The sequence below is a fragment of the Croceicoccus marinus genome, from assembly GCF_001661675.2.
Taxonomy (GTDB): domain Bacteria; phylum Pseudomonadota; class Alphaproteobacteria; order Sphingomonadales; family Sphingomonadaceae; genus Croceicoccus; species Croceicoccus marinus.
Genome location: NZ_CP019602.1, coordinates 2,054,756 through 2,077,243, shown reverse-complemented (window position 1 = coordinate 2,077,243; position 22,488 = coordinate 2,054,756). Strand labels below are relative to the sequence as shown.

23 protein-coding genes and 1 pseudogene are annotated in these 22,488 nt (G+C 64.4%); 12 read left to right on the top strand and 12 right to left on the bottom strand.

The window, feature by feature from the left end:
* Positions 1-15: 15 nt before the first annotated feature.
* Positions 16-255: pseudogene (locus tag A9D14_RS09935) on the bottom strand (MerR family DNA-binding protein); the annotation flags it as partial.
* 98 nt (positions 256-353) lie between these two features.
* Between A9D14_RS09935 and A9D14_RS09930 the strand changes: the two are divergent.
* The gene (locus A9D14_RS09930) at positions 354-1,637 is read left to right on the top strand and encodes an IS256 family transposase (RefSeq protein ID WP_066842647.1); all 1,284 of its coding nucleotides are present in this window, start codon (positions 354-356) and stop codon (positions 1,635-1,637) included.
* On the opposite strand, the gene A9D14_RS20460 is transcribed toward A9D14_RS09930, so the two are convergent.
* The 4 genes from A9D14_RS20460 to A9D14_RS09910 form a co-directional block, all read right to left on the bottom strand.
* The gene (locus tag A9D14_RS20460; protein WP_066845843.1) at positions 1,621-1,911 is read right to left on the bottom strand and encodes a MerR family transcriptional regulator; all 291 of its coding nucleotides are present in this window, start codon (positions 1,909-1,911) and stop codon (positions 1,621-1,623) included. The two genes, A9D14_RS09930 and A9D14_RS20460, sit on opposite strands and share 17 nt — an antisense overlap.
* 85 nt (positions 1,912-1,996) lie before the next feature.
* Positions 1,997-3,679: a long-chain-fatty-acid--CoA ligase gene (locus A9D14_RS09920; protein ID WP_066848849.1), complete on the bottom strand. Its 1,683-nt coding sequence runs from the start codon at positions 3,677-3,679 to the stop codon at positions 1,997-1,999.
* 38 nt (positions 3,680-3,717) lie between these two features.
* A complete protein-coding gene (locus A9D14_RS09915) occupies positions 3,718-5,016 on the bottom strand; it encodes an OmpP1/FadL family transporter (protein ID WP_232468498.1) in 1,299 nt (432 codons plus the stop codon).
* Positions 5,017-5,093: 77 nt separating this feature from the next.
* Entirely contained in the window at positions 5,094-5,516 is a 423-nt protein-coding gene (locus tag A9D14_RS09910; protein ID WP_083987834.1) for a DUF2147 domain-containing protein, read from the bottom strand.
* Between the two features lie 317 nt (positions 5,517-5,833).
* On the opposite strand from A9D14_RS09910, the gene A9D14_RS09905 reads away from it, so the two are divergent.
* The 5 genes from A9D14_RS09905 to A9D14_RS09885 are packed head-to-tail and all read left to right on the top strand — an operon-like array spanning position 5,834 to position 11,880.
* Positions 5,834-6,967 carry a thiolase family protein gene (locus A9D14_RS09905; RefSeq protein WP_066845835.1) on the top strand — a complete coding sequence of 378 codons (1,134 nt, stop codon included), beginning with the start codon at positions 5,834-5,836 and terminating at the stop codon, positions 6,965-6,967.
* Positions 6,967-9,288, top strand: a complete 2,322-nt coding sequence (locus A9D14_RS09900; protein ID WP_066845831.1) for a 3-hydroxyacyl-CoA dehydrogenase/enoyl-CoA hydratase family protein — start codon at positions 6,967-6,969, stop codon at positions 9,286-9,288. Before A9D14_RS09905 ends, A9D14_RS09900 begins: the two co-directional genes overlap by 1 nt.
* Positions 9,289-9,301: 13 nt before the next feature.
* The gene (locus A9D14_RS09895; protein ID WP_066845828.1) at positions 9,302-11,107 is read left to right on the top strand and encodes an acyl-CoA dehydrogenase C-terminal domain-containing protein; all 1,806 of its coding nucleotides are present in this window, start codon (positions 9,302-9,304) and stop codon (positions 11,105-11,107) included.
* The gene (locus A9D14_RS09890) at positions 11,097-11,576 is read left to right on the top strand and encodes a PaaI family thioesterase (RefSeq protein WP_066845826.1); all 480 of its coding nucleotides are present in this window, start codon (positions 11,097-11,099) and stop codon (positions 11,574-11,576) included. Before A9D14_RS09895 ends, A9D14_RS09890 begins: the two co-directional genes overlap by 11 nt.
* A 4-nt stretch (positions 11,577-11,580) precedes the next feature.
* On the top strand, positions 11,581-11,880 hold the full coding sequence (locus A9D14_RS09885) for a polyhydroxyalkanoic acid system family protein (protein WP_066845823.1): 300 nt from the start codon (positions 11,581-11,583) through the stop codon (positions 11,878-11,880).
* An 89-nt stretch (positions 11,881-11,969) separates the two neighbouring features.
* Here A9D14_RS09885 and A9D14_RS09880 read toward each other — a convergent pair whose 3' ends face one another.
* On the bottom strand, positions 11,970-12,188 hold the full coding sequence (locus A9D14_RS09880) for a DUF2171 domain-containing protein (protein ID WP_066845814.1): 219 nt from the start codon (positions 12,186-12,188) through the stop codon (positions 11,970-11,972).
* A gap of 315 nt (positions 12,189-12,503) precedes the next feature.
* Entirely contained in the window at positions 12,504-12,716 is a 213-nt protein-coding gene (locus A9D14_RS09875) for a hypothetical protein (protein WP_066845812.1), read from the bottom strand.
* Between the two features lie 547 nt (positions 12,717-13,263).
* Between A9D14_RS09875 and A9D14_RS09870 the strand changes: the two genes are divergently transcribed.
* The 4 genes from A9D14_RS09870 (at position 13,264) to A9D14_RS19435 (ending at position 16,079) form a co-directional block, all read left to right on the top strand.
* On the top strand, positions 13,264-14,319 hold the full coding sequence (locus tag A9D14_RS09870) for a ribonucleotide-diphosphate reductase subunit beta (RefSeq protein WP_066845810.1): 1,056 nt from the start codon (positions 13,264-13,266) through the stop codon (positions 14,317-14,319).
* A 31-nt stretch (positions 14,320-14,350) separates the two neighbouring features.
* Positions 14,351-14,572 (top strand): DUF2188 domain-containing protein, encoded by a 222-nt coding sequence (locus A9D14_RS09865; protein ID WP_083987833.1) that lies wholly within the window; start codon positions 14,351-14,353, stop codon positions 14,570-14,572.
* 174 nt (positions 14,573-14,746) lie between these two features.
* Positions 14,747-15,568, top strand: coding sequence for an IS5 family transposase (locus tag A9D14_RS09860; RefSeq protein ID WP_066561326.1), 822 nt, complete (start codon positions 14,747-14,749; stop codon positions 15,566-15,568).
* A gap of 43 nt (positions 15,569-15,611) precedes the next feature.
* On the top strand, positions 15,612-16,079 hold the full coding sequence (locus A9D14_RS19435) for a hypothetical protein (protein WP_198302000.1): 468 nt from the start codon (positions 15,612-15,614) through the stop codon (positions 16,077-16,079).
* A 275-nt stretch (positions 16,080-16,354) separates the two neighbouring features.
* On the opposite strand, the gene A9D14_RS09850 is transcribed toward A9D14_RS19435, so the two are convergent.
* Genes A9D14_RS09850 through A9D14_RS09840 form a run of 3 tightly spaced genes read right to left on the bottom strand, consistent with a single transcriptional unit; the run spans position 16,355 to position 18,023 of the window.
* Positions 16,355-16,798, bottom strand: coding sequence for a hypothetical protein (locus tag A9D14_RS09850; protein WP_066845808.1), 444 nt, complete (start codon positions 16,796-16,798; stop codon positions 16,355-16,357).
* The gene (ppk2, locus tag A9D14_RS09845; protein WP_066845805.1) at positions 16,798-17,580 is read right to left on the bottom strand and encodes a polyphosphate kinase 2; all 783 of its coding nucleotides are present in this window, start codon (positions 17,578-17,580) and stop codon (positions 16,798-16,800) included. Before ppk2 ends, A9D14_RS09850 begins: the two co-directional genes overlap by 1 nt.
* Before the next feature lie 2 nt (positions 17,581-17,582).
* Positions 17,583-18,023, bottom strand: coding sequence for a hypothetical protein (locus A9D14_RS09840; RefSeq protein WP_157668186.1), 441 nt, complete (start codon positions 18,021-18,023; stop codon positions 17,583-17,585).
* 441 nt (positions 18,024-18,464) lie between these two features.
* Here A9D14_RS09840 and A9D14_RS09835 point away from each other — a divergent pair, with 441 nt between their 5' ends.
* Both A9D14_RS09835 and A9D14_RS09830 read left to right on the top strand, forming a co-directional pair.
* Entirely contained in the window at positions 18,465-20,096 is a 1,632-nt protein-coding gene (locus tag A9D14_RS09835; protein ID WP_066848843.1) for a lysine--tRNA ligase, read from the top strand.
* Positions 20,093-20,503 carry a metallopeptidase family protein gene (locus A9D14_RS09830; RefSeq protein ID WP_332459767.1) on the top strand — a complete coding sequence of 137 codons (411 nt, stop codon included), beginning with the start codon at positions 20,093-20,095 and terminating at the stop codon, positions 20,501-20,503. The genes A9D14_RS09835 and A9D14_RS09830 overlap by 4 nt, the downstream gene beginning before the upstream one ends.
* A 29-nt stretch (positions 20,504-20,532) precedes the next feature.
* Here A9D14_RS09830 and A9D14_RS09825 read toward each other — a convergent pair whose 3' ends face one another.
* Positions 20,533-21,207, bottom strand: coding sequence for a prolyl hydroxylase family protein (locus A9D14_RS09825; RefSeq protein WP_066848841.1), 675 nt, complete (start codon positions 21,205-21,207; stop codon positions 20,533-20,535).
* A 198-nt stretch (positions 21,208-21,405) separates the two neighbouring features.
* Entirely contained in the window at positions 21,406-22,419 is a 1,014-nt protein-coding gene (locus tag A9D14_RS09820) for an RcnB family protein (protein WP_066845801.1), read from the bottom strand.
* Between the last annotated feature and the right edge of the window lie 69 nt (positions 22,420-22,488).

Genomic DNA, 22,488 nt, shown 5'->3' with positions numbered 1-22,488 from the left:
CGGCCTCGCCAGCGCCTAGCGCTTCAGCCGGGCGCTGGCTTCCTGCTCGATGGTGGTCAGCTCCTCGATCGTCAGCTCGAGCGCGACGCGCTGCTCCTCCAGCTCGGACAGGCGTTCGCGCACCTTGTCGATCAGCCGCTGCATCTGTTCCTTGTGCTCGGGATCGGCGTCGTAGAGGTCGAGGAATTCGGCGATCTCGCGGATGGAAAAGCCCAGCCGCTTGCCGCGCAGGATCAGCTGCATGCGCGCGATCTGGGGATGTCCCGGCGAGTGTTGAAACTTTGAAAGAGGGTGGCGTTGCTTCCCCTGAGCCGTAGGCTCGGGGTGATCAAACCAAGAAAGGAAGCAACACCATGAAGACGACTACCACATCTGCCAGTGCCCTGGCCACCGCGCCTGTCGGGTCTTCGCTTGTCGAGGACGCCTATGGCGCGCTGACGAAGAGTTTCGAGCAGTTCTGCCTGATGGCGGGCATCGAAAGCCTGACGCAGATGATGAACGAAGACGTGGCCCGGTTGGCGGGGGATCGCTATGAACATTGCCCTGGTAAGCCCGGCTACCGTTGGGGTCGCACGAAATCCCAAGTGGGCTTTCATGGCGGCAAGATCGAGGTCGATCGCCCGCGCGTTCGCAGCAAGGCGACGGGCAAGGAAATGGCGCTGCCGAGTTGGGAGGAGATCGCTGCGGGTGGGTATCTCGACCAATGGGCCATGAACCTGATGGTGATGAACATGGCCACGCGCAAATTCGGCCGTGCCGTTCGGCTGCCCGAGGCCGGTGTACCTGCGGACGCGGGCAGCGGCCTATCCAGTTCTGCGGTCTCCCGGCGGTTCAAGGCGCTGACACAGGCCAAGCTCGATGAATGGATGGCCTCCGATCTGTCGGAGCTGGATCTGGTCGCCATCCAGATCGACGGGCTGCATCTGGACGATCATCTGCTGATGATCGGCGCTGTCGGGATTGAGGCTTCCGGGCAAAAGCACCCTCTGGGTGTCGTCGAGGGGGCGACAGAGAACGCAGCAACGGTGCAAGCCCTGCTCGATAATCTGATCGAGCGTGGAGTGAACCCCGAGGGCTGCTACCTGTTCATCGTGGACGGGGCCAAGGCGCTGAGCAAGGCGTTGCGTCGGACCTTCGGGGCGGACATTCCCATCCAGCGCTGTCAGGTCCACAAGGCGCGCAACATCACCGACCGCCTTGCGCCCAAGCATCATGCCGCTGTACGCCGCGCCTTGAAGCAGGCCTGGGAGATGGACGATGCTGAAAAGGCCGAACGCCTGATCCGCAATCTCGCACGGCGCTTCGAACAGGAGGCCCCCGATGTCTCGCGCTCGATCCTGGAGGGGCTCGACGAAATCCTCACCGTGGTCAGGCTGGGGCTGCCGCTTGAACTCAGGCGTTCACTGGCCAGCACCAATATCATCGAGTCCATGAACAGCGTCATCCGACAGGTCTGCCGGAACGTGAAACGCTGGCGGGATGCCAGGATGGCCTTGCGCTGGACAGCCGCGGGCATGTTCGAAGCCAAGAAGGGTTTCCGGCGTCTCAAGGCATACAAGCAGCTGCCAATTCTCAAGCAGGCCCTTATCGACCACCGCCAAAAGGACCAGATTGACCAAGTCAAGAACGCCGCATAACCTCGCAGAAAGCACCGCCGCTCAGGCGAGTTTCAACAGAAAGCGGGACATTCCCCGCGATCTCGCGCCTGGTATAGACGCGAGTGGTGCCCACGCGCTCGGGCTTGATCAGCCCTTCCTTTTCATAGAAGCGCAAGGCCCGCAGCGTCACGCCCAGCTTACGCGCGACATCCTGAATGCCCAGCAGGGCGTTGTCGCCCGCCGCATCCGTGCCGGCCTGCGTATCGGTCGATCCGGGCGATGCGATATCGGCCCGCAGATCCTGCAAGTTCATCTTCCCCCCAGCCCCCTGCTGTTCGCCGCGCGATCCCGTCACGGCGTTTGGCCCAAACCGGCGCAGACTGCCAGCAGGCTGCCCATCAGGCGAGCTTTTTCCGCTCTTCCTCGACCAGCTCCTTCTTGGACAGCTTGCCGATCATGGTCTTGGGCAGCTCCTTGCGGAACTCGAACTCGCGCGGCAGTTCGATCTTGCTCAGCCGCTCGGCCAGGAAGGCGCGCAGCTCGTCCTCGCCCAGGCTCTCGCCCTCGCGCAGCGCGACGAACAGCTTGGGCGACTGGCCGCGATAATCGTCGGGAATGCCGATGGCGACCGCTTCCAGGATGGCGGGGTGGTGATAGGCGGCATCCTCGATCACGCGGGGATAGACGTTATAGCCGCCGCAGAAGATCACGTCCTTGATGCGGTCGACGATGAAGACATAGCCGTCCTCGTCCACATAGCCGATGTCGCCGGTGCGCAGCGCGCCGTCGGTGAACACTTCCTCGGTCGCGTCGGGGCGGTTCCAATAGCCCTTCATCACCTGCGGCCCGCGCGCGCAGATCTCGCCGCGCTCGCCCTGCGGCATCAGCTTTTCGGGGTTTTCCGGGTCGCGGATCTCGATAATGGTGCCGGGAAAGGCGGGACCGCAGCTGTTCGGCTTGATCAGGCCCTGCAGCGGGTTGCAGGTGATGATCGGCGCGGTTTCCGACAGGCCGTAACCCTCGACCACGCGCGCGCCGGTGCGCTTCTCGAACGCCTCGCGCACTTCCAGCGGCAGCGGCGCTCCGCCCGAGATGCAGCATCTGACCTGGCTCAGATCGGGGATGCGGCTTTCCTCAAGCGCGTTCATCGCGACATAGATGGTCGGCACCCCGAAGAACTGGGTGGGCGGCTTGCGGCGGATGGTGCCCAGCACCTGGTCCATCTCGAACCGGGGCAGCAGCACCATCTCGGTCCCGGTCTCGACCGAATAGTTGAGCACGGTGGTCAGCGCGAAGACATGGAACATCGGCAGCACGCCAAGCGTGCGTTCCTGCGGCGCATCGCCGCGCCCCTGGTCGGGCCAGGCGGCGTGGACATGCTCGACCATCTGGCCGCTGTTCGCGGTCAGATTGCCGTGGGTCAGCATCGCGCCCTTGGGCACGCCGGTGGTGCCGCCGGTATATTGCAGCACCGCCACGTCGTCGGGCTTTACCGCGACCGGGTGCGGCGGGGCGTCACTGGCCAGCAGCGCGTCCAGCCGCAGGTGCAGCTTCTCGTCGCGGATCCTGGCGTGGTCCTTGCGCTTGAACAGGTTGAAGCCGACACCCTGCAGCCAGGGCAGCATCGCGCTCATCGGGCACAGCACGATGCGGTCGATGCCGGCGCGCTTCGCCACGTTCTCCACCTTGTCGTGGATCATGGCAAGGTCGGGGACGGCGATGAAGCGCGTGCCCGAATCCTCGATCTGGTGGGTCAGCTCGCTCTCGGTATAGAGCGGGTTGAAATTGACGACGATCGCACCCGCGCGCAGCGCCGCGAAATACAGCACCACGAAATAAGGGCAATTCGGCAGGCACAGCCCGAACCGGTCGCCCGGCTTCAGACCCGCGTCCTGCAGGCCCCGGGCGGCGCGGCCGACCAGGTCGCCGATCTCGCCATAAGTCCAGCAGCGGCCCATGAAGTCGATCGCCGTCCGTTCGGGATAGCGCTCCACCGTGCGGTCGAGCAGGTCGGTGACCAGCCGGCCGCCGTGGACCGCATCGTCCCCGGAAGCCGCCTGATCCGCGCCCGTCGTCTTCATGTCAGCCGCTGCCGCCATTTCCATTCCCCTTCCGTCGATCAGAACGCGATACGGCCGCCCACCGAGAAGATCAGCGCATTGGCGTCGCGCGCGGTGCCGTCCACCAGTATCGGCGTCTGCACCGGCGATCCGGCATAGGCGGCCGTCGTGCGGTCGATGCTGGCGGTTTCGATGGCCAGATAGTTGAACGCCGCATCGACCGTGAAGCCGGGGCTGACGTCATAGCTGGTGCCCAGCGCGAAGTTCCAGCGGTCGCCGTCGGGCACGCGCGCATCGCGGTCGCCGTTTTGCGTCGGGGTCTCGTCGTACTGGATGCCGCCGCGCACGGTCCACTGCGGCGACACGGCGTAATCGATGCCGGCCGCATAGCTCCAGGTGTTGCGATAGTTTTCGCGGATCGCGGAATTGATCGGATCTCCCAGGCGGATCGCGTCGAATTCGCCCCAGCCGATGCGGTTGACCTGCGTGTTCAGCGTCAACTGCGGCGTCATCGCATAGCGCGCGCCGATCATCGCGTGCCACGGGGTGCGGAAGGTCGCGCCGGTCTCGACCACGCGGTTCTGTCCGGCCAGCGGGCCAAGCAGGCCCGACTGCGTCAGCTCGCCGTCGAGGTTGTGCTTCACGCTCGACTTGTAGGACGCGCCCAGCGTCAGCGGGCCGGTGCGATATTGCACGCCCGCCGACCAGCCAAGGTCCCAGCCGTCGCCTTCCAGCGCCTGCTCTCCGTCGGGCAGCTGCGCCGACAGGTTGGGCAGCGCATTGGTCAGCGTGGCATCGGAATATTCGATGTTCAGCGCCGCGCCGACGCTGAGTTCGGGGGTGACCATGTAGGCGACCGAGGGCTGGATGTCATAGGTGCGCAGCTCGCTCTTCAGCGCGGTATAGCGCACCCAGCTCGTCTCGTCGTAATCGGTGGTGAAGCTGTAGGGCGAGGAGACCGCGAGGCCGACCGACAGCCTCTCGCCCAGCGGCACCGCGATGGCGCCCGCGGGCAGAATGCCGGTCTCGATCGGGTCCTTCGACAGCTGGTCGCCGCCGACGGGGGCGGGGCCCTGCTGCGGGCGCACGATCAGCGTGTTGTCGTTCTCGATATCCGCGCTGGGAAGGATGACGCTGAGCGCGAAGTGCCCCTCGATCTGGTCGATGCCGCCGATGGCCGCCGGGTTCCACCACAGCGACGCCGCGCCGGTATCGGCCACTTCGCCCGAGAACGCGCGTCCCGCGCCGCGGACCGACTGTTCCTGCAGATAGAAACCGCCGGCGCTGGCGATCTGCGGCACGGCAAGCCCGCCCAGAACGGTCGAGGCGGCAATCAAATGTTTCAGGCGCTTTTGCACTGGGGGATACTCCTGGAATGAATTCTTTGCGGTGGCGGGGCGCATCGGGGAAGGGCCGCCGCCTGTTCGAACGCGGATCAGCGGATGCGGGTCCAGGTCTGGGTCTTGCACAGCGGCCAGACGATGCAGCCCTTCAGCTTCAGCCGGTTGGGATCCTGCATGGTGATGGTGGCCTTGTAGGTGCCGCCGTCCTCGGCATTATAGATCGAGCCGCCGGACCATTCGTCCTTCTTGCGGGTAAAGCCCTTGAGCATCAGCATGTTCTTCAGCGGGCGGCTGCGCAGGCTCTCGTCCTTGTTGTTGGCATCCTTCAGCGCGGGATTGGCCTTCAGCCCTTCGGACGAGACCAGCCGGCCGCAGATCGACTGGCCGCATTCGGTAATCTCGACGATGCCGCCGCGGCTTTCGGTCTTCCAGCGGCCGACGACGTCGGACGGGCCCGGACTGGATGCGGCGGCTGCGGCGGTCCCTGCTGCCAGCAGGGCGAGTATCATGGACATGCAGTTTCTCTCCACTTGCGCGCCGGTATCGGGTCCGGCGTCGCATCAGGGCCTGACCGCCCGGCAGGACATGGTGCGGGGCGAATCGGCTTCATCGACATACATCTAGGTGACGTATAGGTAAGTCAAGGCGTCAAAGCGTCATGACAGTCACTTATGCGACCATCCGCTGCCCCAATCCCGATATGGCGCGGCGTTGCCCCTGATTGCAATTGGTGATTGCAATTGGCTACTTGACGTATAGGTAAATCAAGCCACCTTAAGGTAACTCCCGACTCATCAGCCGAGTCACGAAACATCCGGAGAGGTTTCGATCCATGCGTAATGTCGTCATCGCGGGCTATGCCCGGTCCCCCTTCCACCTTGCCGGCAAGGGCGCGCTCGCCCGCGTGCGGCCCGACGATCTGGCCGCCCAGACCATTCGCGGACTGGTCGAAAAGACCGGCGTGAACGCTCAGGACATCGAGGATATCGTGATGGGCTGCGCCTTTCCCGAGGGCGAGCAGGGCTTCAATATCGCGCGCCTCGTCGTGCTGCTGGCGGACCTGCCGATCTCGGTCGGGGGGATGACGGTGAACCGGTTCTGCGGTTCCTCGATGAGCGCGATCCACATCGCCGCGGGCCAGATCGCCATCGGCGCGGGCGAGGCGTTCATCTGCGCGGGCATCGAATCGATGAGCCGCGTGCCGATGACCGGCTTCAACCCGATGCCCAATCCCGAGCTTGCCAGGAAGAGCGCCGCCTACATGTCGATGGGCGAGACCGCCGAGAACGTGGCGCAGAACTATGGGTTGAGCCGCGAGGAGCAGGACCAGTTCGCCGCGCGCAGCCAGGCCAAGGCCGAAGCCGCGATAAAGGCGGGCCATTTCACCGACGAGATCGTGCCGATCGCCACCAGGAACGGCACCGTCGACACCGACGGCACCCCGCGCCCCGGCACCACTGCCGAGGCGCTGGGCGGGCTGAAGCCTGCGTTCGACCAGAACGGCACCGTCACGGCGGGCACGTCCTCGCCGCTGACCGATGGCGCCAGCGCGGTGCTGGTCACCAGCGAGGACTATGCGAAGGAGCACGGCCTGCCGATCCTTGCGCGCAGCAAGTCGGTCGCGATCTCGGGCTGCAACCCCGAGACCATGGGCCTCGGCCCCATCGAATCGAGCCGCAAGGCGCTGGAACGCGCGGGCATCAGCGCCGACCAGCTCGACGTGATCGAACTCAACGAAGCCTTCGCCAGCCAGTCTCTGGCGGTGATCCGCGACCTTGGCCTGGACGAGAGCAAGGTGAACCCCGACGGCGGCGCGATCGCCATCGGCCACCCGCTGGGCGCGACCGGCGCGCGCATCGTCGGCAAGGCGGCGGCGCTGCTGAAGCGCGACGGCGGCAAATATGCGCTCGCCACCCAGTGCATCGGCGGCGGGCAGGGCATCGCCACCGTGCTGGAGGCAGTGTGATGTCAGCTAGCACTATCGAAAAAGTCTGCGTCATCGGCGCGGGCACCATGGGCGCAGGGATCGCGGCGCAGGTCGCCAATGCGGGCGTTCCGGTGCTGCTGCTCGACATCGTGCCCAAGGATGGTGACGACAGGGATGCCGTGGCCAAGGGCGCGGTTGCCAAGATGCTGGGGACCGATCCCGCCCCCTTCATGTCCAAGGCTGCGGCCAGGCTGGTCGAAACTGGCAATATCGAGGATCATCTGGACCGCGTCGCCGAATGCGACTGGATCGTCGAGGCCATCGTCGAGCGGCTGGACATCAAGCAGAACCTCTATGCCAGGCTGGAAAAGCTGAAGAAGCCCGGTGCGGCTGTCTCGTCCAACACCTCGACCATTCCGCTGGAAAAGCTGGTCGACGGGCGCGGCGAGGAATTTCGCAGCAGCTTCCTCATCACCCATTTCTTCAATCCGCCGCGCTACATGCGGCTGATCGAGATCGTGCGCGGGCCGCACACCGATGCCGCCGTGGCGGACGGGGTCGTCGATTTCGTCGACCGCAAGCTGGGCAAGCGCGTGGTGCCGACCAGGGACACGCCCGGCTTCATCGCCAATCGCATCGGCACATACTGGCTGGCGGTCGCGGTCAATGCGGCGATGGATCAGGGCCTGACGATCGAGGAAGCCGACCAGATCGGCGGCAAGCCGATGGGCGTTCCCAAGACCGGCATCTTCGGCCTGATCGACCTTGTCGGCATCGACCTGATGCCGCTGCTGACGGCCAGCCTCACCGCCAATCTGCCCAAGGGCGACCCCTATTTCGACACCGTGCGCGACCAGCCGCTGATCGAGCGCATGATCGCTGAAGGGCGCACCGGCCGCAAGGCGGGTTCGGGATTCTACAGCTTCGACAAGAAGACCCGCACCAAGCGCGCGCTGGACTTCGAAACCGGCGAATATCGCGATCCGGTGAAGCCCCAGCGCCTGCCCCCGCGCGCCGAGGGCGATCTGCACGCGCTGACCAATGCGCCGGGCAAGACCGGTCCCTATGCGTGGGAGATCCTGGGCAAGGTGCTGGCCTATTCCGCCTCGCTGGTGGGCGAGGCCGCCGACGACATCACCGCCATCGATGACGCGATGAAGCTGGGCTACAACTGGAAATATGGCCCGTTCGAGCTGATCGACCGCCTCGGCCCCGGCAGGCTGGCCGAGCGGCTCGAAAAGGAAGGCCGCGAGGTTCCCGCGATCCTGAGGACCGCGGGCGAGCGCCCGTTCTACCGCGTGCAGGACGGCCAGCGGCAATATCTCGGCCTCGACGGCGAATACCACGATGTCGGGCGCCCCGAAGGCGTGCTGCTGCTGGAGGACATCAAGCGCAAGACCGGGGCGCTGCTTAAAAACGCCTCCGCCGCGCTGTGGGACGCGGGCGACGGGGTCGCCGTGCTGGAATTCACCGCCAAGATGAACGCACTCGACGGCGAGGTCATGAAGCTGATTGGCAAGGCGGTTCCGCTGGTGGCCGAGAAGTTCAAGGCGCTGGTCGTCTATAACGAGGGCAGTAATTTCTCCGCCGGTGCCAATCTGGGCCTTGCCATGTTCGCGGTGAATATCGCGGCGTGGAGCGAGATCGAGAAGCTGATCGCGGGCGGGCAGGATGCCTACAAGGCTCTGAAATACGCGCCGTTCCCGGTCGTCAGCGCGCCCGCGGGCCTTGCGCTGGGCGGGGGGTGCGAGATCCTGCTCCATTCCGATGCGGTGCAGGCCCATGCCGAAAGCTATATCGGCCTTGTCGAATGCGGTGTCGGCCTCGTCCCCGGCTGGGGCGGCTGCGGCGAGATGCTGGACCGGTGGCGCACCATGCCAGGGCAGCCCAAAGGCCCGATGCCGCCCGTGACCAAGGTGTTCGAGATCGTCTCGACCGCCACGGTCGCGAAATCGGCGGCGGAGGCCAAGGGCTACGGCTTCCTGCGCGAAAGCGATGGCGTCACCATGAACCGCGACCGCCTGCTGGCCGATGCCAAGGCAAAGGCGCTGTCGTTGGTCGAAGGCTACACCCCGCCCGAAGCGCCGGAATTCAAGCTGCCCGGCGCGGGCGGCAAGGCGGCGCTTATGCTGGCGGTCGACGGCTTCCGCAAGCGCGGCATGGCGACCCCGTATGACGCGGTGGTGGCGGACGCGCTGGCAGAGGTGCTGACCGGCGGCGATGCCGACCTTATCGACACCGTGACCGAAGCCGACATGCTGGCGCTTGAGCGCGAGCATTTCATGAAACTGGTGCGCGATCCCCGCACGCAGGCCCGGGTCGAGTCCATGCTCGAAACCGGCAAGCCGCTGCGGAACTGAAGGAACCCACGCAATGCAAGTCTATAACGCTCCGCTGCGCGACATGCGCTTCGTATTGAACGAGCTTCACAACGACGACGGCTTTGGCGACCTGCCCGGCATGGAGGAGTTCGACACCGACCTCACCGACGCCGTGCTGGAGGAAGCGGCCAGGTTCTGCCGCGACATCCTGCTCCCCCTCAACCGCTCGGGCGACGAGGAGGGCTGCACCCATGAGAATGGCGTGGTCCGCACGCCCAAGGGCTTCAAGGACGCCTACGACCAGTTCACCGCCGCGGGCTGGGCGGCGCTGGCCAGCGATCCCGAATATGGCGGGCAGGGCCTGCCCGAGGCGCTGAACAAGCTGGTCGAGGAAATGATCTGTTCGGCGAACCTGTCGTTCAGCCTCTATCCCGGCCTGACCCACGGCGGCACCACCGCGATCAAGGGCCACGGCAGCGACGAGCTGAAGGCGAAATGGCTGCCCAAGATGATCAGCGGCGAATGGTCGGGCACCATGTGCCTGACAGAACCGCATTGCGGCACCGACCTCGGCATGCTGCGCACCAAGGCGGAGCCGCGGGACGACGGAAGCTTCAAGGTCACCGGCAACAAGATCTTCATCTCGGCGGGCGACCATGACCTGGCCGAGAACATCGTCCACCTCGTGCTGGCGCGGCTTCCCGATGCGCCCGAGGGGGTGAAGGGGATCAGCCTGTTCCTGGTGCCGAAATATATGCCCAAGGACGACTTCTCGGTCGGTCCCGCGAACGGCGTGACCTGCACCGCGATCGAGCACAAGATGGGCCTCAAGGGCTCGGCCACCTGCCAGATGAGTTTCGACGAATCGACCGGCTGGCTGGTGGGCGAACCCAACAAGGGCATGGCCGCGATGTTCACCATGATGAACACCGAACGCGTGTCGGTGGGCATCCAAGGGCTGGGCGTGGGCGAGGCGGCGTATCAATCCGCCGTGTGGTACGCCAAGGACCGCGTGCAGGGCCGCGCTTTGTCGGGGGCGAAATATCCCGAACAGGCGGCGGATCCGATCATCGTGCACCCCGACGTGCGCCGCATGCTGCTGACGATGCGCGCCTATAACGAGGGTTGCCGTGCGCTTTCCGCATGGGTGTCGCGCGCATTGGACGCGCAGAAGCATTCGCCCGATCCCGAAGTGCGCCAGCGCGCCGAGGAATTCACCGCGCTGATGACGCCGGTGGTGAAGGCTTTGTTCACCGATCTCGCGACCGAGAGCGCCAATCTGGCGGTGCAGGTCTATGGCGGCCACGGCTACATCCGCGAAAGCGGCGTGGAGCAATATGTCCGCGACGCGCGCATCTGCCAGATCTACGAAGGCACCAACGGCATCCAGGCGCTGGACCTGGTCGGCCGCAAGATGGGCGCGAATTTCGGGCGCAATTTGCGCAGCTTCTTCCACCCCGTGTCGAACTTCATCGAGGAATCGAAGGGCGAAGGCCCGATGCAGCCGATGATCGAGGCGCTGGAAAAGGCGTTCGGCGCGCTGCAATTGTCTACCGCGACCATCGCGCAAAAGGGCATGGCCGATCCCGAGGAAGCGGGCGCGGCGGCAACCGACTATCTGCGGCTGCTGGGCCTGGTGGCGATGGGTTACTGCTTTGCCAAGGCGACCAAGATCGCGGGGCTGCAGATCTTCTTCGGCAGCGCAAATGGTGAAGAAGGAGACAAGGCGTTCTACGAGACCAAGATCAAGACCGCGACCTTCTTCTTCGAACGCATCTTGCCGCAGGCGACCGCCAGTTTCCTGGCGATCCGTTCGGGCAAGAAATCCATGATGGCGTTCACCGAAGATGAGTTCTGAGGCGCCGGTGCAGCCGACAACCGGTCTCGACGAGATCAGGCTGATGATCGAGCGGGGGATCAGGCCCCCGATGATGGACCTGATGGGCATCGACCTGACCGAAGCGGAGGAGGGGCGCGTGGTGTTCACTGCCAAGCCTTCGCGGCGGGTCTACAATCCGCTCGGCATCGCGCATGGCGGCTTCGCGGCCACCATGCTCGATTCGGCCTGCGGGCTGGCGGCGAAATCCGCGACGCGCGACTTGTCGGATTGCGTGACGCTGGAACTCAAGATCTCGTACCACGCCCCGCTCGACGAGAGCGTGGGCGAGGTACGCGCCGTCGGCACGGTGGTCAGCATGGGCCGCCGCGTCGCCCATACCAGGGCCGAGATCCTGGACGCCGGCGACCGCCTTTACGCCAGTGCCACATCGACCCTGCTGCTGGCGGCCCGCGCGCCGCGCAGCAATTCGCGCAGCAATCAAGGATAAGACAATGGAAATCACCGTCCCCCACGACCTCGGCCGCGCCGAGGCGAAGCGCCAACTGGAAGCCGGGCTGCCCAAGCTGGAACAGCACATCCCCGGCGGCGGCTCGCTCACGTCGAACTTCGTGTCCGACGATATGCTGCAGCTGGAAATCAACGCCATGGGGCAGCGCATCCCCGTCGCCATCCGGATCGAGGATGACCGCCTCGATGCCGAGGTCAGCGTGCCGGTCTTCCTGAAGATGATGCGCGGCCAGATCGCCGACTTCGTGAAGGTCAGCGCCGAGAAGATGCTGCAGAAGCCCTGATCCGGGCCGACGCAACAGCCGCAAACGCAACGACCCCGGCAGCCCATGCGGGCGCCGGGGTCGCTAGGCGGTTCTAGCTGTCTATCCGATCATACGCCGGTGGGAATCCGCGCGGTGTCCTTCAGATAGATACGGTTGTCATCGATCTTGTCGACGTCGTCGACCGCGATGAAATGGTGCATGTTGTCGCTGGCATCGGACTTCGTCAGCTTGATGCGGTCATTCTCGACCTCGTCCACCGTGCCGACATGCTGTCCGGCCGAATTAGCGACTTCCATGTGCTCCTTGATGCGTAGCTTCTCAAACATGAATTTCCTTTCCGGGATCGTGAGGACCAGGTCCTAACCCCTTGATTACGTGTTCATATATAGAACGGATGAGGGGGCGATTCCGTTCCTCGGCTCGCCGCCCGTCAGCCACGCTTCGCAGATCGCGCGCCCTTTCCCGCGGCCGCAAAAGAAAACCCCTCCCCGCACGCTATGGTGGGGGAGGGGAAGGTCATGGCCCCGAACCGCCAGAAGGGCCATGCACTATCTACATGATCTCGGTCCTGTCTTTGATCGACCTCGGCGGACCGAACGTCCGGGCCGAATTTCGCTGCGCCTGTCGCGCGGGAAGATCGCCTAGATCTTAAGCCGGCAGAGCGTGATCTCGTCCTCGCGGCTCTTGGTGCCCCAACCGCCGCGGCTCAGTTCCGGGCGCGCGCTGGCCGGAGGCGCCGCGCCGAGGTAATTGCCGCCGAACCAGCTTTTCGCCGTTTCGGCCGGCGCAGTCCCGGCAGCCGTCTTCCCATATTGTGGCTTCGCGCCATCCTGTGCCTTCGCGGGCATGGCCATTTGTGCATTTCCGCTGGCCCTCTTCCCGCGTTCGCAGTGGACCTTGTGCTGGCCCATCGTCGTTCCTCTCCTTGACCCCTTTGCGACCTTCCTGGCGGACCATCGAAGACCCGCTCTGGGAGCCGCCCGACACGAAGGGGATGCACATCGGGCGGCCTGCAACTAGAACGAGCCATGCCCCCCGCCCGTTCCTTGAAATCCGCCCGATTTCCGCCATATTCAGCCTGTTATGCGACAGGGCGCTGACCCCGCGCGATCAACGGTTCGTCGCAGGTTCGATTGTTGCCGGCCCGCCGCATTATCGCCGCGCCCATGCCGCCTCTCGCGGCTGCTGCGGCGTCGTGCGTTATCCCGCGCCGGGCCGCGCCCGGGGTCGCCGCTGAATTGGGGATAAGCGTTTTTTCCCCGCGCCGACGGGGCGCACGCATCGCGATTTGATGCTAGATATTGTGGTTCGTTCAGGGGGATGGGCACATGTTGCGGCGTTTGCCGCCCGTTTGCGCCCCTCTCCCGCCAACTGGCCGATTCGATAAGGAACACGCTGACCATGTCGCTGCTCGAAGCCCGCAAGACCTACAAGCCGTTCGAATATCCGTGGGCCTACGACTTCTGGAAACGCCAGCAGCAGCTGCACTGGCTGCCCGAGGAAGTGCCGCTGGGCGAGGATTGCCGCGACTGGGCGCAGAAGCTGTCCGACCACGAACGCAACCTGCTGACGCAGATATTCCGCTTCTTCACCCAGGCGGACGTCGAGGTGCAGGACTGCTATCACGAGAAATACGGCCGCGTCTTCAAGCCGACCGAGGTCAAGATGATGCTCACCGCTTTCTCCAACATGGAGACGGTGCATATCGCGGCCTATTCGCACCTGCTCGACACCATCGGCATGCCCGAAAGCGAATATGGCATGTTCCTCGAATATGCCGAGATGAAGGACAAGCACGACTATCTGCAGCAGTTCGGCGTCGACACGGACGAGGATATCGCCCGCACGCTGGCGATGTTCGGCGGCTTTACCGAAGGGCTGCAGCTGTTCGGCAGCTTCGCGATGCTGATGAACTTCCCGCGCTTCAACAAGATGAAGGGCATGGGCCAGATCGTCGCCTGGTCGGTGCGTGACGAGACGCTGCACTGCGAAGGCATCATGCGCCTGTTCCACGCCTTCTGCGCCGAGCGCGGCTGCCTGACCAAGTCGGTGAAGGAAGACATCATCGACACCTGTCAAAAGACGGTGCGGCTGGAAGACGCCTTCATCGACCTGGCGTTCGAACAGGGTCCGGTCCCGGGGATGAGCGCCAAGGAGATCAAGAAATACATCCGCTACATCGCGGACTGGCGCCTGGGCCAGCTTGGCCTGCCCGCGATCTACATGCAGGAAGAGCACCCGCTGCCGTGGCTCTCCCCGCTGCTGAACGGCGTCGAGCACGCCAATTTCTTCGAGACCCGCGCGACCGAATATTCGAAGGGCGCGACCAAGGGCGACTGGAACACCGTCTGGGCCAATTTCGACAACCGCCGCAAGGCCAGCGCCGGCACCAGCGCCAACGACGCGGTCGAGAGCGACGGTCCGGGGCTGTTCGGGGATTCTGAAGCGGCGGAGTGAGGGTTGAGTTAACAACGGAGGAGTATGCGAAATGGCAGATGATTATTGGGCCACAAAACATCCCAATGGTTGGCAGGTGAAGGGCGCAGGCAATGAACGCGCGACGTCGGTGCACCGGACGCAAGCGGATGCTTGGTCGGAAGCCAAATCGAGAGCAAGGGCGTCAGGTGGTGAAGCCTATTTGACCAAAGAAAATGGTCAAATACGTGAGAGAAACACCTACGGCCGCGATCCTCGCTCGACGAAGGGCTAAGAGGGCGAAGAAGTTGGCAACTAAGGAAAGCGCTCCCCACCCATTAGATGATTGTGATCCTGACGAATGTTAGAGCCTGATCCGAAATTAAGTTGAGTGGTATCAGCTGGTTAGCTTGACGCTTACCCAAGTCGTTGATTCAGCGGTTTTGCAACGAACCAAAGGAAATCAACGATGTGGACCGACACCACTCGCGCACTGTATGCCCGCGCGGAACTGGCATTGCCAAGTGATTTGACCGATGCCGAATGGGCGGTGCTGGAGCCGTTCTTCCCGCCACCTTCTCATGTTGGCCGCCCTCGCAAGTGGCCGCTGCGGCGGATTGTCGAAGCGATCCTGTATCTGCTGCGGGGCGGACTGCCATGGCGGATGCTACCGCCCTGCTTTCCGCCAGTCTCGACGGTGCGGCGCTGGTTCTACCTGTGGCGTGATAACAGGCTGTGGCTGTCGCTCAATCATGTCCTGTTGCTGATCGGGCGCGAAGCTGTAGGCCGCGAGGCGTCGCCAAGCGCCGGAGTGATCGACAGCCAGAGCGTCAAAACCACGGAAAGTGGCGGCCCACGGGGCTATGACGCAGGCAAGAAGATCAAGGGACGCAAGCGCCACATCCTCACCGACACCGATGGAAATCTCGTTCATGCGGTAATCCACACCGCCGACATCCAGGATCGTGATGGCGCACCGCTGGTGCTCGCCGAAATCATCCATCGCTTCCCGTGGCTACGGCATGTCTTCGCCGATGGCGGATATGCTGGCGACAAGCTCCGTCAGGCGTTGCGCAGGGTTGGTAAGTGGACCATCGAAATCGTCAAACGGTCCGACAAAGCAAAGGGCTTTGTGGTTCTCCCACGCCGCTGGGCTGTCGAGCGCACTTTGGCATGGCTCAACCGAAACCGGCGTCTCGCAAAGGACTTCGAGCAGACCATCGCCTCGGCAACCGCGTGGCTGTTCATCGCATCGATCCAGCTCCTCACGCGCCGCATCACAAGGCTATGAAATCACATCGGTTAGTTTTGAATCAGACTCTTATAGGATCATGATGCAAGAGCGGACAACATTAATCACTGCTCGACGGGAAGCCGAAGATAGCCTCGTAAAAACGCTGATACAGCTATCTTCAGCCTTAATTGTCCTAATTGCAGGCTTCCTTTTGAAGGAACGAGGTCTCGAAGGCGTTTTGCTTCAGATGCTGGTTATTGGATCGCTATTGTCTTTAGTCGTATCCGTTGTATCGGGGCTTTCTGAGCATTATTTTTCTTCAAAAGCGTATCTTTCGCAGCAAAAGAAAGTCGAAGATTATTATACTAAGAAAATCGCGAACTATACTGAGCCAGAAGAAAATCGATATGTCCGAAAATCTCAACTTGCGGCATTCGTATCTTTCGTCATCAGTCTCGTTCTTATTGGCTTGGCTGCTATTTTAAGTGTGGGAGTAACAAATGTCGAACGATCGCCGCGCGCCGCCGCCTCCCCCGCGTCCAACACCGCCGCCCCCGCGACGAATTGATCTTGGTGATAAAACGCGGTCTGCTGCTCCGCCATTGCCGCCGCCTCCACCAAAGCGTAAGTAACTTGCGAGCTTAATCAGCGGGTTTATTTTCCTACACCACCACACCCTGCCATAACCGACGCTGGCTCTTTCCCATCGTCGTCCCTCGCAAGCACAGCGGTTTTCTCCGGCCCCCGCAGGTGTCAACCAATGACCCGAAACCCGTACAATTCCGCGGCGAAACAGCGGGTGACAGCCTCTGTAGGATGTGTCGCCTGTGTCAACCTGATCCCCTAGGCGAGCCGCCCGCCGCGCCGCGCCAGCAGCGGGATCAGCGCGAACAGGATCTGGCCGGTCAGCCCCGCAAGACCTGCAGGGCTCGCCATCGCGGACAGCCACTCGCCCGGACCCTGCCCGGCCAGCACGAAGGCCAGCGCCGCTTCGGCCAGCATCAGCAGGATGAAGGCGAACCCGCCCATCGCCAGCGCCTCTGCCCTGCCGAACACGCGCCCCGCCAGCATCTGCCGCCGCATCAGCCAGCGCGCCACCAGCCAGCTGGCCGCCAGCATCACCGGCAATTCCACAAGGACCGCGGGCAGGGCGCCCAGCGCCCGGGTCAGCCACACCGCCCGCACCGTACCCAGCACGAAGCCCAGCGCGAACACCGCCGCGAAATAGAGCGCGCCCGCTCCCAGCACATGGGCCTTCAGCGCCGCAGCCGGTCGATCCGGCCGCATCAGTCCTTCATCGGAAACGGCTCGATCGGCTCCAGCCGCTCGAATTCCTCGCCGTAAGGTTCGTGGCCCAGTTCGGGCCAGTCGATCGCCTCGGGCGGCACATGCGTGTCCGGCAGCCGGTCCAGCAGATTGCGGATCAGGGTCAGCCGCCCGCGCTTCTGGTCGTTGAAATCCACCACCGTCCACGGCGACCAGCCCATGTGCGTCTCCGCAAAGATGGCTTCCCGCGCCGCGGTATAGTCGCGGTATTTCCACCGCGCCGCGACATCGGTCGGCGACAGCTTCCAGCGCTTGAGCGGATCGTCCAGCCGCTCCTTGAAGCGTTCCTCCTGGTGTTCCTGGTCGCAGCTCAGCCAGTATTTGAACAGGCGGATCCCGTCGTCGACCAGCATCTTCTCGAACACCGGGGTGTCGCGCAGGAAGCGGGCCACCTCGTCCTCGCCGGCCCAGCCCATCACCCGTTCCACCCCGGCGCGATTGTACCAGCTGCGGTCGAACAGAACGATCTCTCCGCTGGTGGGCAGATGGCTGACATAGCGCTGGAAATACCACTGGCCCTGCTCGTCCTCCGAAGGCTTGGGCAGCGCCGCCACCCGGCACTGGCGCGGGTCCAGGCAGCCCGCGATCGCCTTGATCGCGCCGCCCTTGCCCGCGGTGTCGCGCCCCTCGAAGATCACCACGATCCGCTCGCCCCTGGCCCGCGCCCAGCGCGCCATGCCGACCAGCTCGTGCTCAAGTCCTTCCAGCGCGTCGTAATAGTCGGATTTCTTGATGCCGCCCATCGTCAGTGCGCCGTCTGGATGTCGGTGATCGTGGCCACGGCCGCCCCGTCGCAGCCCACGATGACCGATCGGTATTGCGCCAGCGCTGGCGTGATCTCGCCGCGCACTGGCTGCCACCCGCCCGGCGCATCGGGCCGCGACGACAGCGCCAGCGTGAAGCGCTGCGAAGGCGGCATCATCCGGTCCGTCGGCCCCGCGCTCAGCGTGGCGGAAGTGCCGGCGGGCACGAATACCTTGCCGGTAACGATTAGGGTCGGGGCGGCGCCCGGACCGGGCATGGCGTTGCTCCATGCGGCCCATTCCCGCGTTTCGTCAGGGCAGGTCGCGGCGGTTTGCGGCGCACCGTCTCCCGCCAGCCCGCCGCCCGCCTGCCCCATAGTGGTGCAGCCACCCAATGCGGCGACAAGCGACGCGGCGGCAATGACGGGAAGAAAAGCGCGCATGATAAACCCTTTCGCGGCAGGCCCGAACAACAGGCTGGCAGCTTAGGGAAAAGCCATGGCGGCTCAACAGCGATTTGAAGGTGGGGAAGGGGAAATCGGCCGGACGGCACCGCACAGGGGGAGGGGAATGAAGTGCGGACCATCCGGCCTTTTCAACGTCCGGCTTCGGCTTGCGTTTGCCTTGTCCGGGTCGATGTTGAATATGGGGGCGGGCGGCGCGAATTGCAGCAGCCAAGCGGCCAGATGTGCGCTGCAAAAGCCCGGCAGAGCGCGTTCATCTGCGGTTTATCGCAGGTTTATCCGCCGTTCATGTCGCAGCAGCAAATCGGCTGTGAATGCGGCGGGGGTGGGGCAGGCGGGGGGGCAGGCGGGGGCCACAAACACGGGCCGCGGGTCTTGCGATTCGCCCCCGTTTGCCGCAAGGCCCGCGCCATGGACACGATGACCGCCGACACGCTGCGCGAGGCAGCCGCGAACTCCAAGGCCTGGCCCTTCCAAGAGGCGCAGAGGCTGGCGAAACGCTACCCCGGCGGCAAGCGGGACGCAGGCGGCAATCTGGTCCCGGTGCTGTTCGAGACCGGCTATGGCCCCAGCGGCCTGCCGCATATCGGCACCTTCCAGGAAGTGCTGCGCACCACTTTCGTGCGCCGCGCCTATGAAGTGCTGACCGGCGGCCATCCGACAAGGCTGGTCGCGTTCAGCGACGACATGGACGGGCTGCGCAAGGTGCCCGACAACGTGCCGAACAAGGAGATGCTCACCGAACATCTGGGCATGCCGCTGAGCCGGATCCCCGATCCGTTCGGTAGCAACGACAGTTTCGGCGGGCGCAACAATGCGATGTTGCGCGAATTCCTCGACCGGTTCGGCTTCGACTACGAATTCGTGGCGGCGAGCGAGCGGTACAACAGCGGCGGTTTCGATGATGCGCTGAAGAACGTGCTGCGCAACTTCGACGCGATCATGGCGGTGATGCTGCCGACCCTGCGCGAGGAACGCCGCGCGACCTATTCGCCTGTGCTGCCGGTCAGCCCTTCGACGGGCGAAGTGCTACAGGTGCCGGTCGAGGTTGTGGACGCCGGGGAAGGCACGATCCGCTTCACCGACAGCGACGGCAGCGTGGTCACGCAGTCGATTCTTGGCGGCAAGTCCAAGCTGCAGTGGAAGGTCGACTGGGCGATGCGCTGGGTCGCGCTGGGCGTGGATTACGAGATGTGCGGCAAGGATTTGACCGACAGCGTCACCCAGTCGGGCAAGATCGCGAAGATCCTGGGCGGTCGCAAGCCCGATGGCATGATCTACGAGCTGTTCCTGGATGCGAATGGCGAGAAGATATCGAAGTCCAAGGGCAACGGTCTGACGATCGAGGAGTGGCTGGAATATGGCACCGAGGAAAGCCTCGGCCACTATCTCTACGCCAATCCCAAGAGCGCCAAGCAGCTGCATGTGGGCGTCATCCCGCGCGCGGTCGACGAATACTGGCAGTTCCGCGAAAAGCTGCCGCAGCAGCCCGTGGAGCAGCAGCTGGGCAATCCGGCCTGGCATTTGCTGGGCGCTAATGGCGGGCACGGTCAGGACGGCTTGCCGCCGGGTGCAGGGGACAGCCTGCCGGTCACCTATGGCCTGCTGCTGAACCTTGTCGGCGTGCTGGGCGCGGATGCCACGCGCGAGCAGGTGTGGGCCTATCTCGGCAATTATGTCGATGATGCCGATCCGGCAGCGCATCCGGCACTGGATGCGCTGGTCACGTCTGCGCTGGCCTATAACGATGCGTTCGTCGCGCCCACGCTGCAGCGCCGCGCGCCGGAAGCAAACGAAGCGTCGGCGCTGAAGGCGCTGGACGATGCGCTGGCCGGGTTCGCCGAGGACACGCCGGCAGAGGATCTGCAGACCGCAGTGTACGAGATCGGCAAGCGCGAGGAATTCGGCTTCGGCAATCTGCGCGACTGGTTCAAGGCGCTGTACGAAACCCTGCTGGGTTCAAGCCAGGGCCCGCGCATGGGCAGCTTTATCGCTCTTTATGGCGTCGCCAACACCCGCCGCCTGATCGCCGAGGCGCTGGAGCGCGCGTGACCGGCACGCGCATCACCGGCGAACCGCCCGGCACCTCCGATCTGGAGGCGATGGCGATGGCGGCGATGGCGCGCCTGCCCGATGCGTTCAAACCCCATGTCGAAGGCGTGGTCGTGCAGGTCGCCGACTTCGCCGAGGACGAGGTCCTGCGCGAACTCGGGATCGAGAATCCGTGGGAGCTGACCGGGCTCTATCACGGCCGCCCGCTGGACCAGCAATCGATCTGGGACAGCGGCGACATGCCGCCCGTCGTCACGCTGTTCCGCCTGCCGCTGCTTGCCGAATGGGTGGAATCGGGCGGCAGGCTGGATGCTCTGATCTTTCATGTGGTGGTGCATGAGATCGGGCATCATTTCGGACTCTCGGACGACGACATGCACGCGCTGGAGGATGGTGCGCCGGATTAGCGACGTGTCTTCCCCTGCACCACCGCCGCCTAGTACCACCGCCGCCCGCGGTACCAGCGCGTGACGACATATTTCACGCCCTTCACCACCGGCGTTCCGGCGTGCAGTGTGTCCATGTTGGGCTTCCCGTCGGCCAGCACGTTGCTCCACATGATCAGGGTGCCGGGCTGGGGCGGGACCGAGATGTTGGCCTTGGGAAAATCGGTGTTTCCGCCTTCCTCCACCTCGTTCAGATAGACCATCAGCGTCCATGCGCGCTGGCCGCCGCTGGCGACGTCGCCCTTCCAGTAATCCTGGCTGGTGTCGAACCAGTCGTGGTGCGGCTTGAATTCCTGTCCCACCTCGTACCGCTGGCCCTGCAGCGTCTCGCCGAACTGCTCGTCGACGCCCAGCAGATCGTCCATCCGGCGGTGCAGGCTGCGCACGAAGGGATCGTTATGGTTGAGGTCACCGGAAAAGCTGGTGCGCGCCTGGCGGCCGTAATCGACCTGGAACACGGGAGAGGGGCGAGCGACCATGTCGATCATCTCCATCAGCCGCTCGCATTCCTCGGCCGAGAAGAAATCGGGGATGCCGAACAGCTGCAGACCGTCGTCCGACAGGACCTGAACGCTGTCGTCGGCGCGTATGCGGGCCAGCGTCGCGCTGTTCATCGCGCTCAGCTGCTTGCGGTTCGTCTCGTCGATCTTTGCGACTTTCGCCATGATGTCATCCTGCGGGACCGGTGCCGCCCGGTCGCCCGCGATCGGGCCGATGCCTGTCGCGGATTCGTAAAGCACGCAAGGCAGCCGCTTTCAAGCCATCGCTTGCATCCCGCACAAGCAAAGGCCCCCGCCGCCAGACGAGGGCCTCGCTTCTGTCAGGCTCCGCCTTACCGGCGAAGGTCTGCGACCCTTGCGGCCCTACCAGAAGAAATCGTGAATGACGTCCACGACTTCGCCGCTGTACATGTCCACCAGCATCACATCGTCATAGTAACGAACCCAGCGGTAGGGGCCGTACACTTCCGGCAGACGATAGCGCCACGGATCGTTGATCCAGTATCGCGAGCTGTAGAACAGCGAGCCAAGCGTGAAGCCGACACCGACCCTGCGGTAGCTCCAGTCGCGATAAGGCACATAATACGCACCGGCCCGATAGAGGTTCCGGTTGTACGAGCGATAGCGGTACCAGTCGTAACGGTTGTTGCCGCGCCAGTTGCGATCCCACCTGCGATGGTCGCCGCGCCAGCGATTGTCGCCATAGCGTCGGCGATCGTTGTCGCGCCAGCGATCATTGTCATGCCTGCGGTCGCGGAAGCGATCTCGGTCCCTGTCGCGATCCCTGTCACGGTCGCGGTCCCAATTCCGATCGCCGTCGCGGTCGCGTTTCCAGCCGCGCTCTCCATCGCGGTCCCGGTTCCTGTCGCCGCGCCAGCCCGGCTCGCCGCGGTGGGCATAGCTGCGATTGCGGTCCCGATCGGCATAGTTGCGGTTGCGGCCATCCTGGCCGATGACCGGACGCGTTTCGGGACGATTGGCCGACCGGTCGGGGCGACCAAGGGCGCCGCCGTCCCCGCGCATCGCGGGGCGGGTTACTAGCCGTTCCTGCTGGCTGCGGGGGGTACGCTGCGGTTCCGCCCGCTGTGCCTGCCGCATCTGCGGGCGCGGTTCGCTTCGCACTCGCGGTTCGCTGCGTTGCCGCGCGGCGGGTTGCTGGCGACCCGAGGATCGGCGATTCTCGGCATTCTGCCGCGCACGGTTCCAGGGACCGTCACCCGGCGCGAGGGCGCTTGCCGGAGTTACCGGCACGGCGGACCGGTCGGCGGCCTGCTGAGCGATCCGCGCTTCCGCGGCTTGCGTGACCGGTGCGCCGGCCAGCATCGTGGTCGCCAGCGCCAGACCGGTAAGCCTTTTCAGGTTTTCGAACCCTTTCATGGCATTCTCCGAACTGTGAACGCGTGAGGGCTTCCAAGGGACCTCGCGCCGTTTTCTGATGGACTCGTT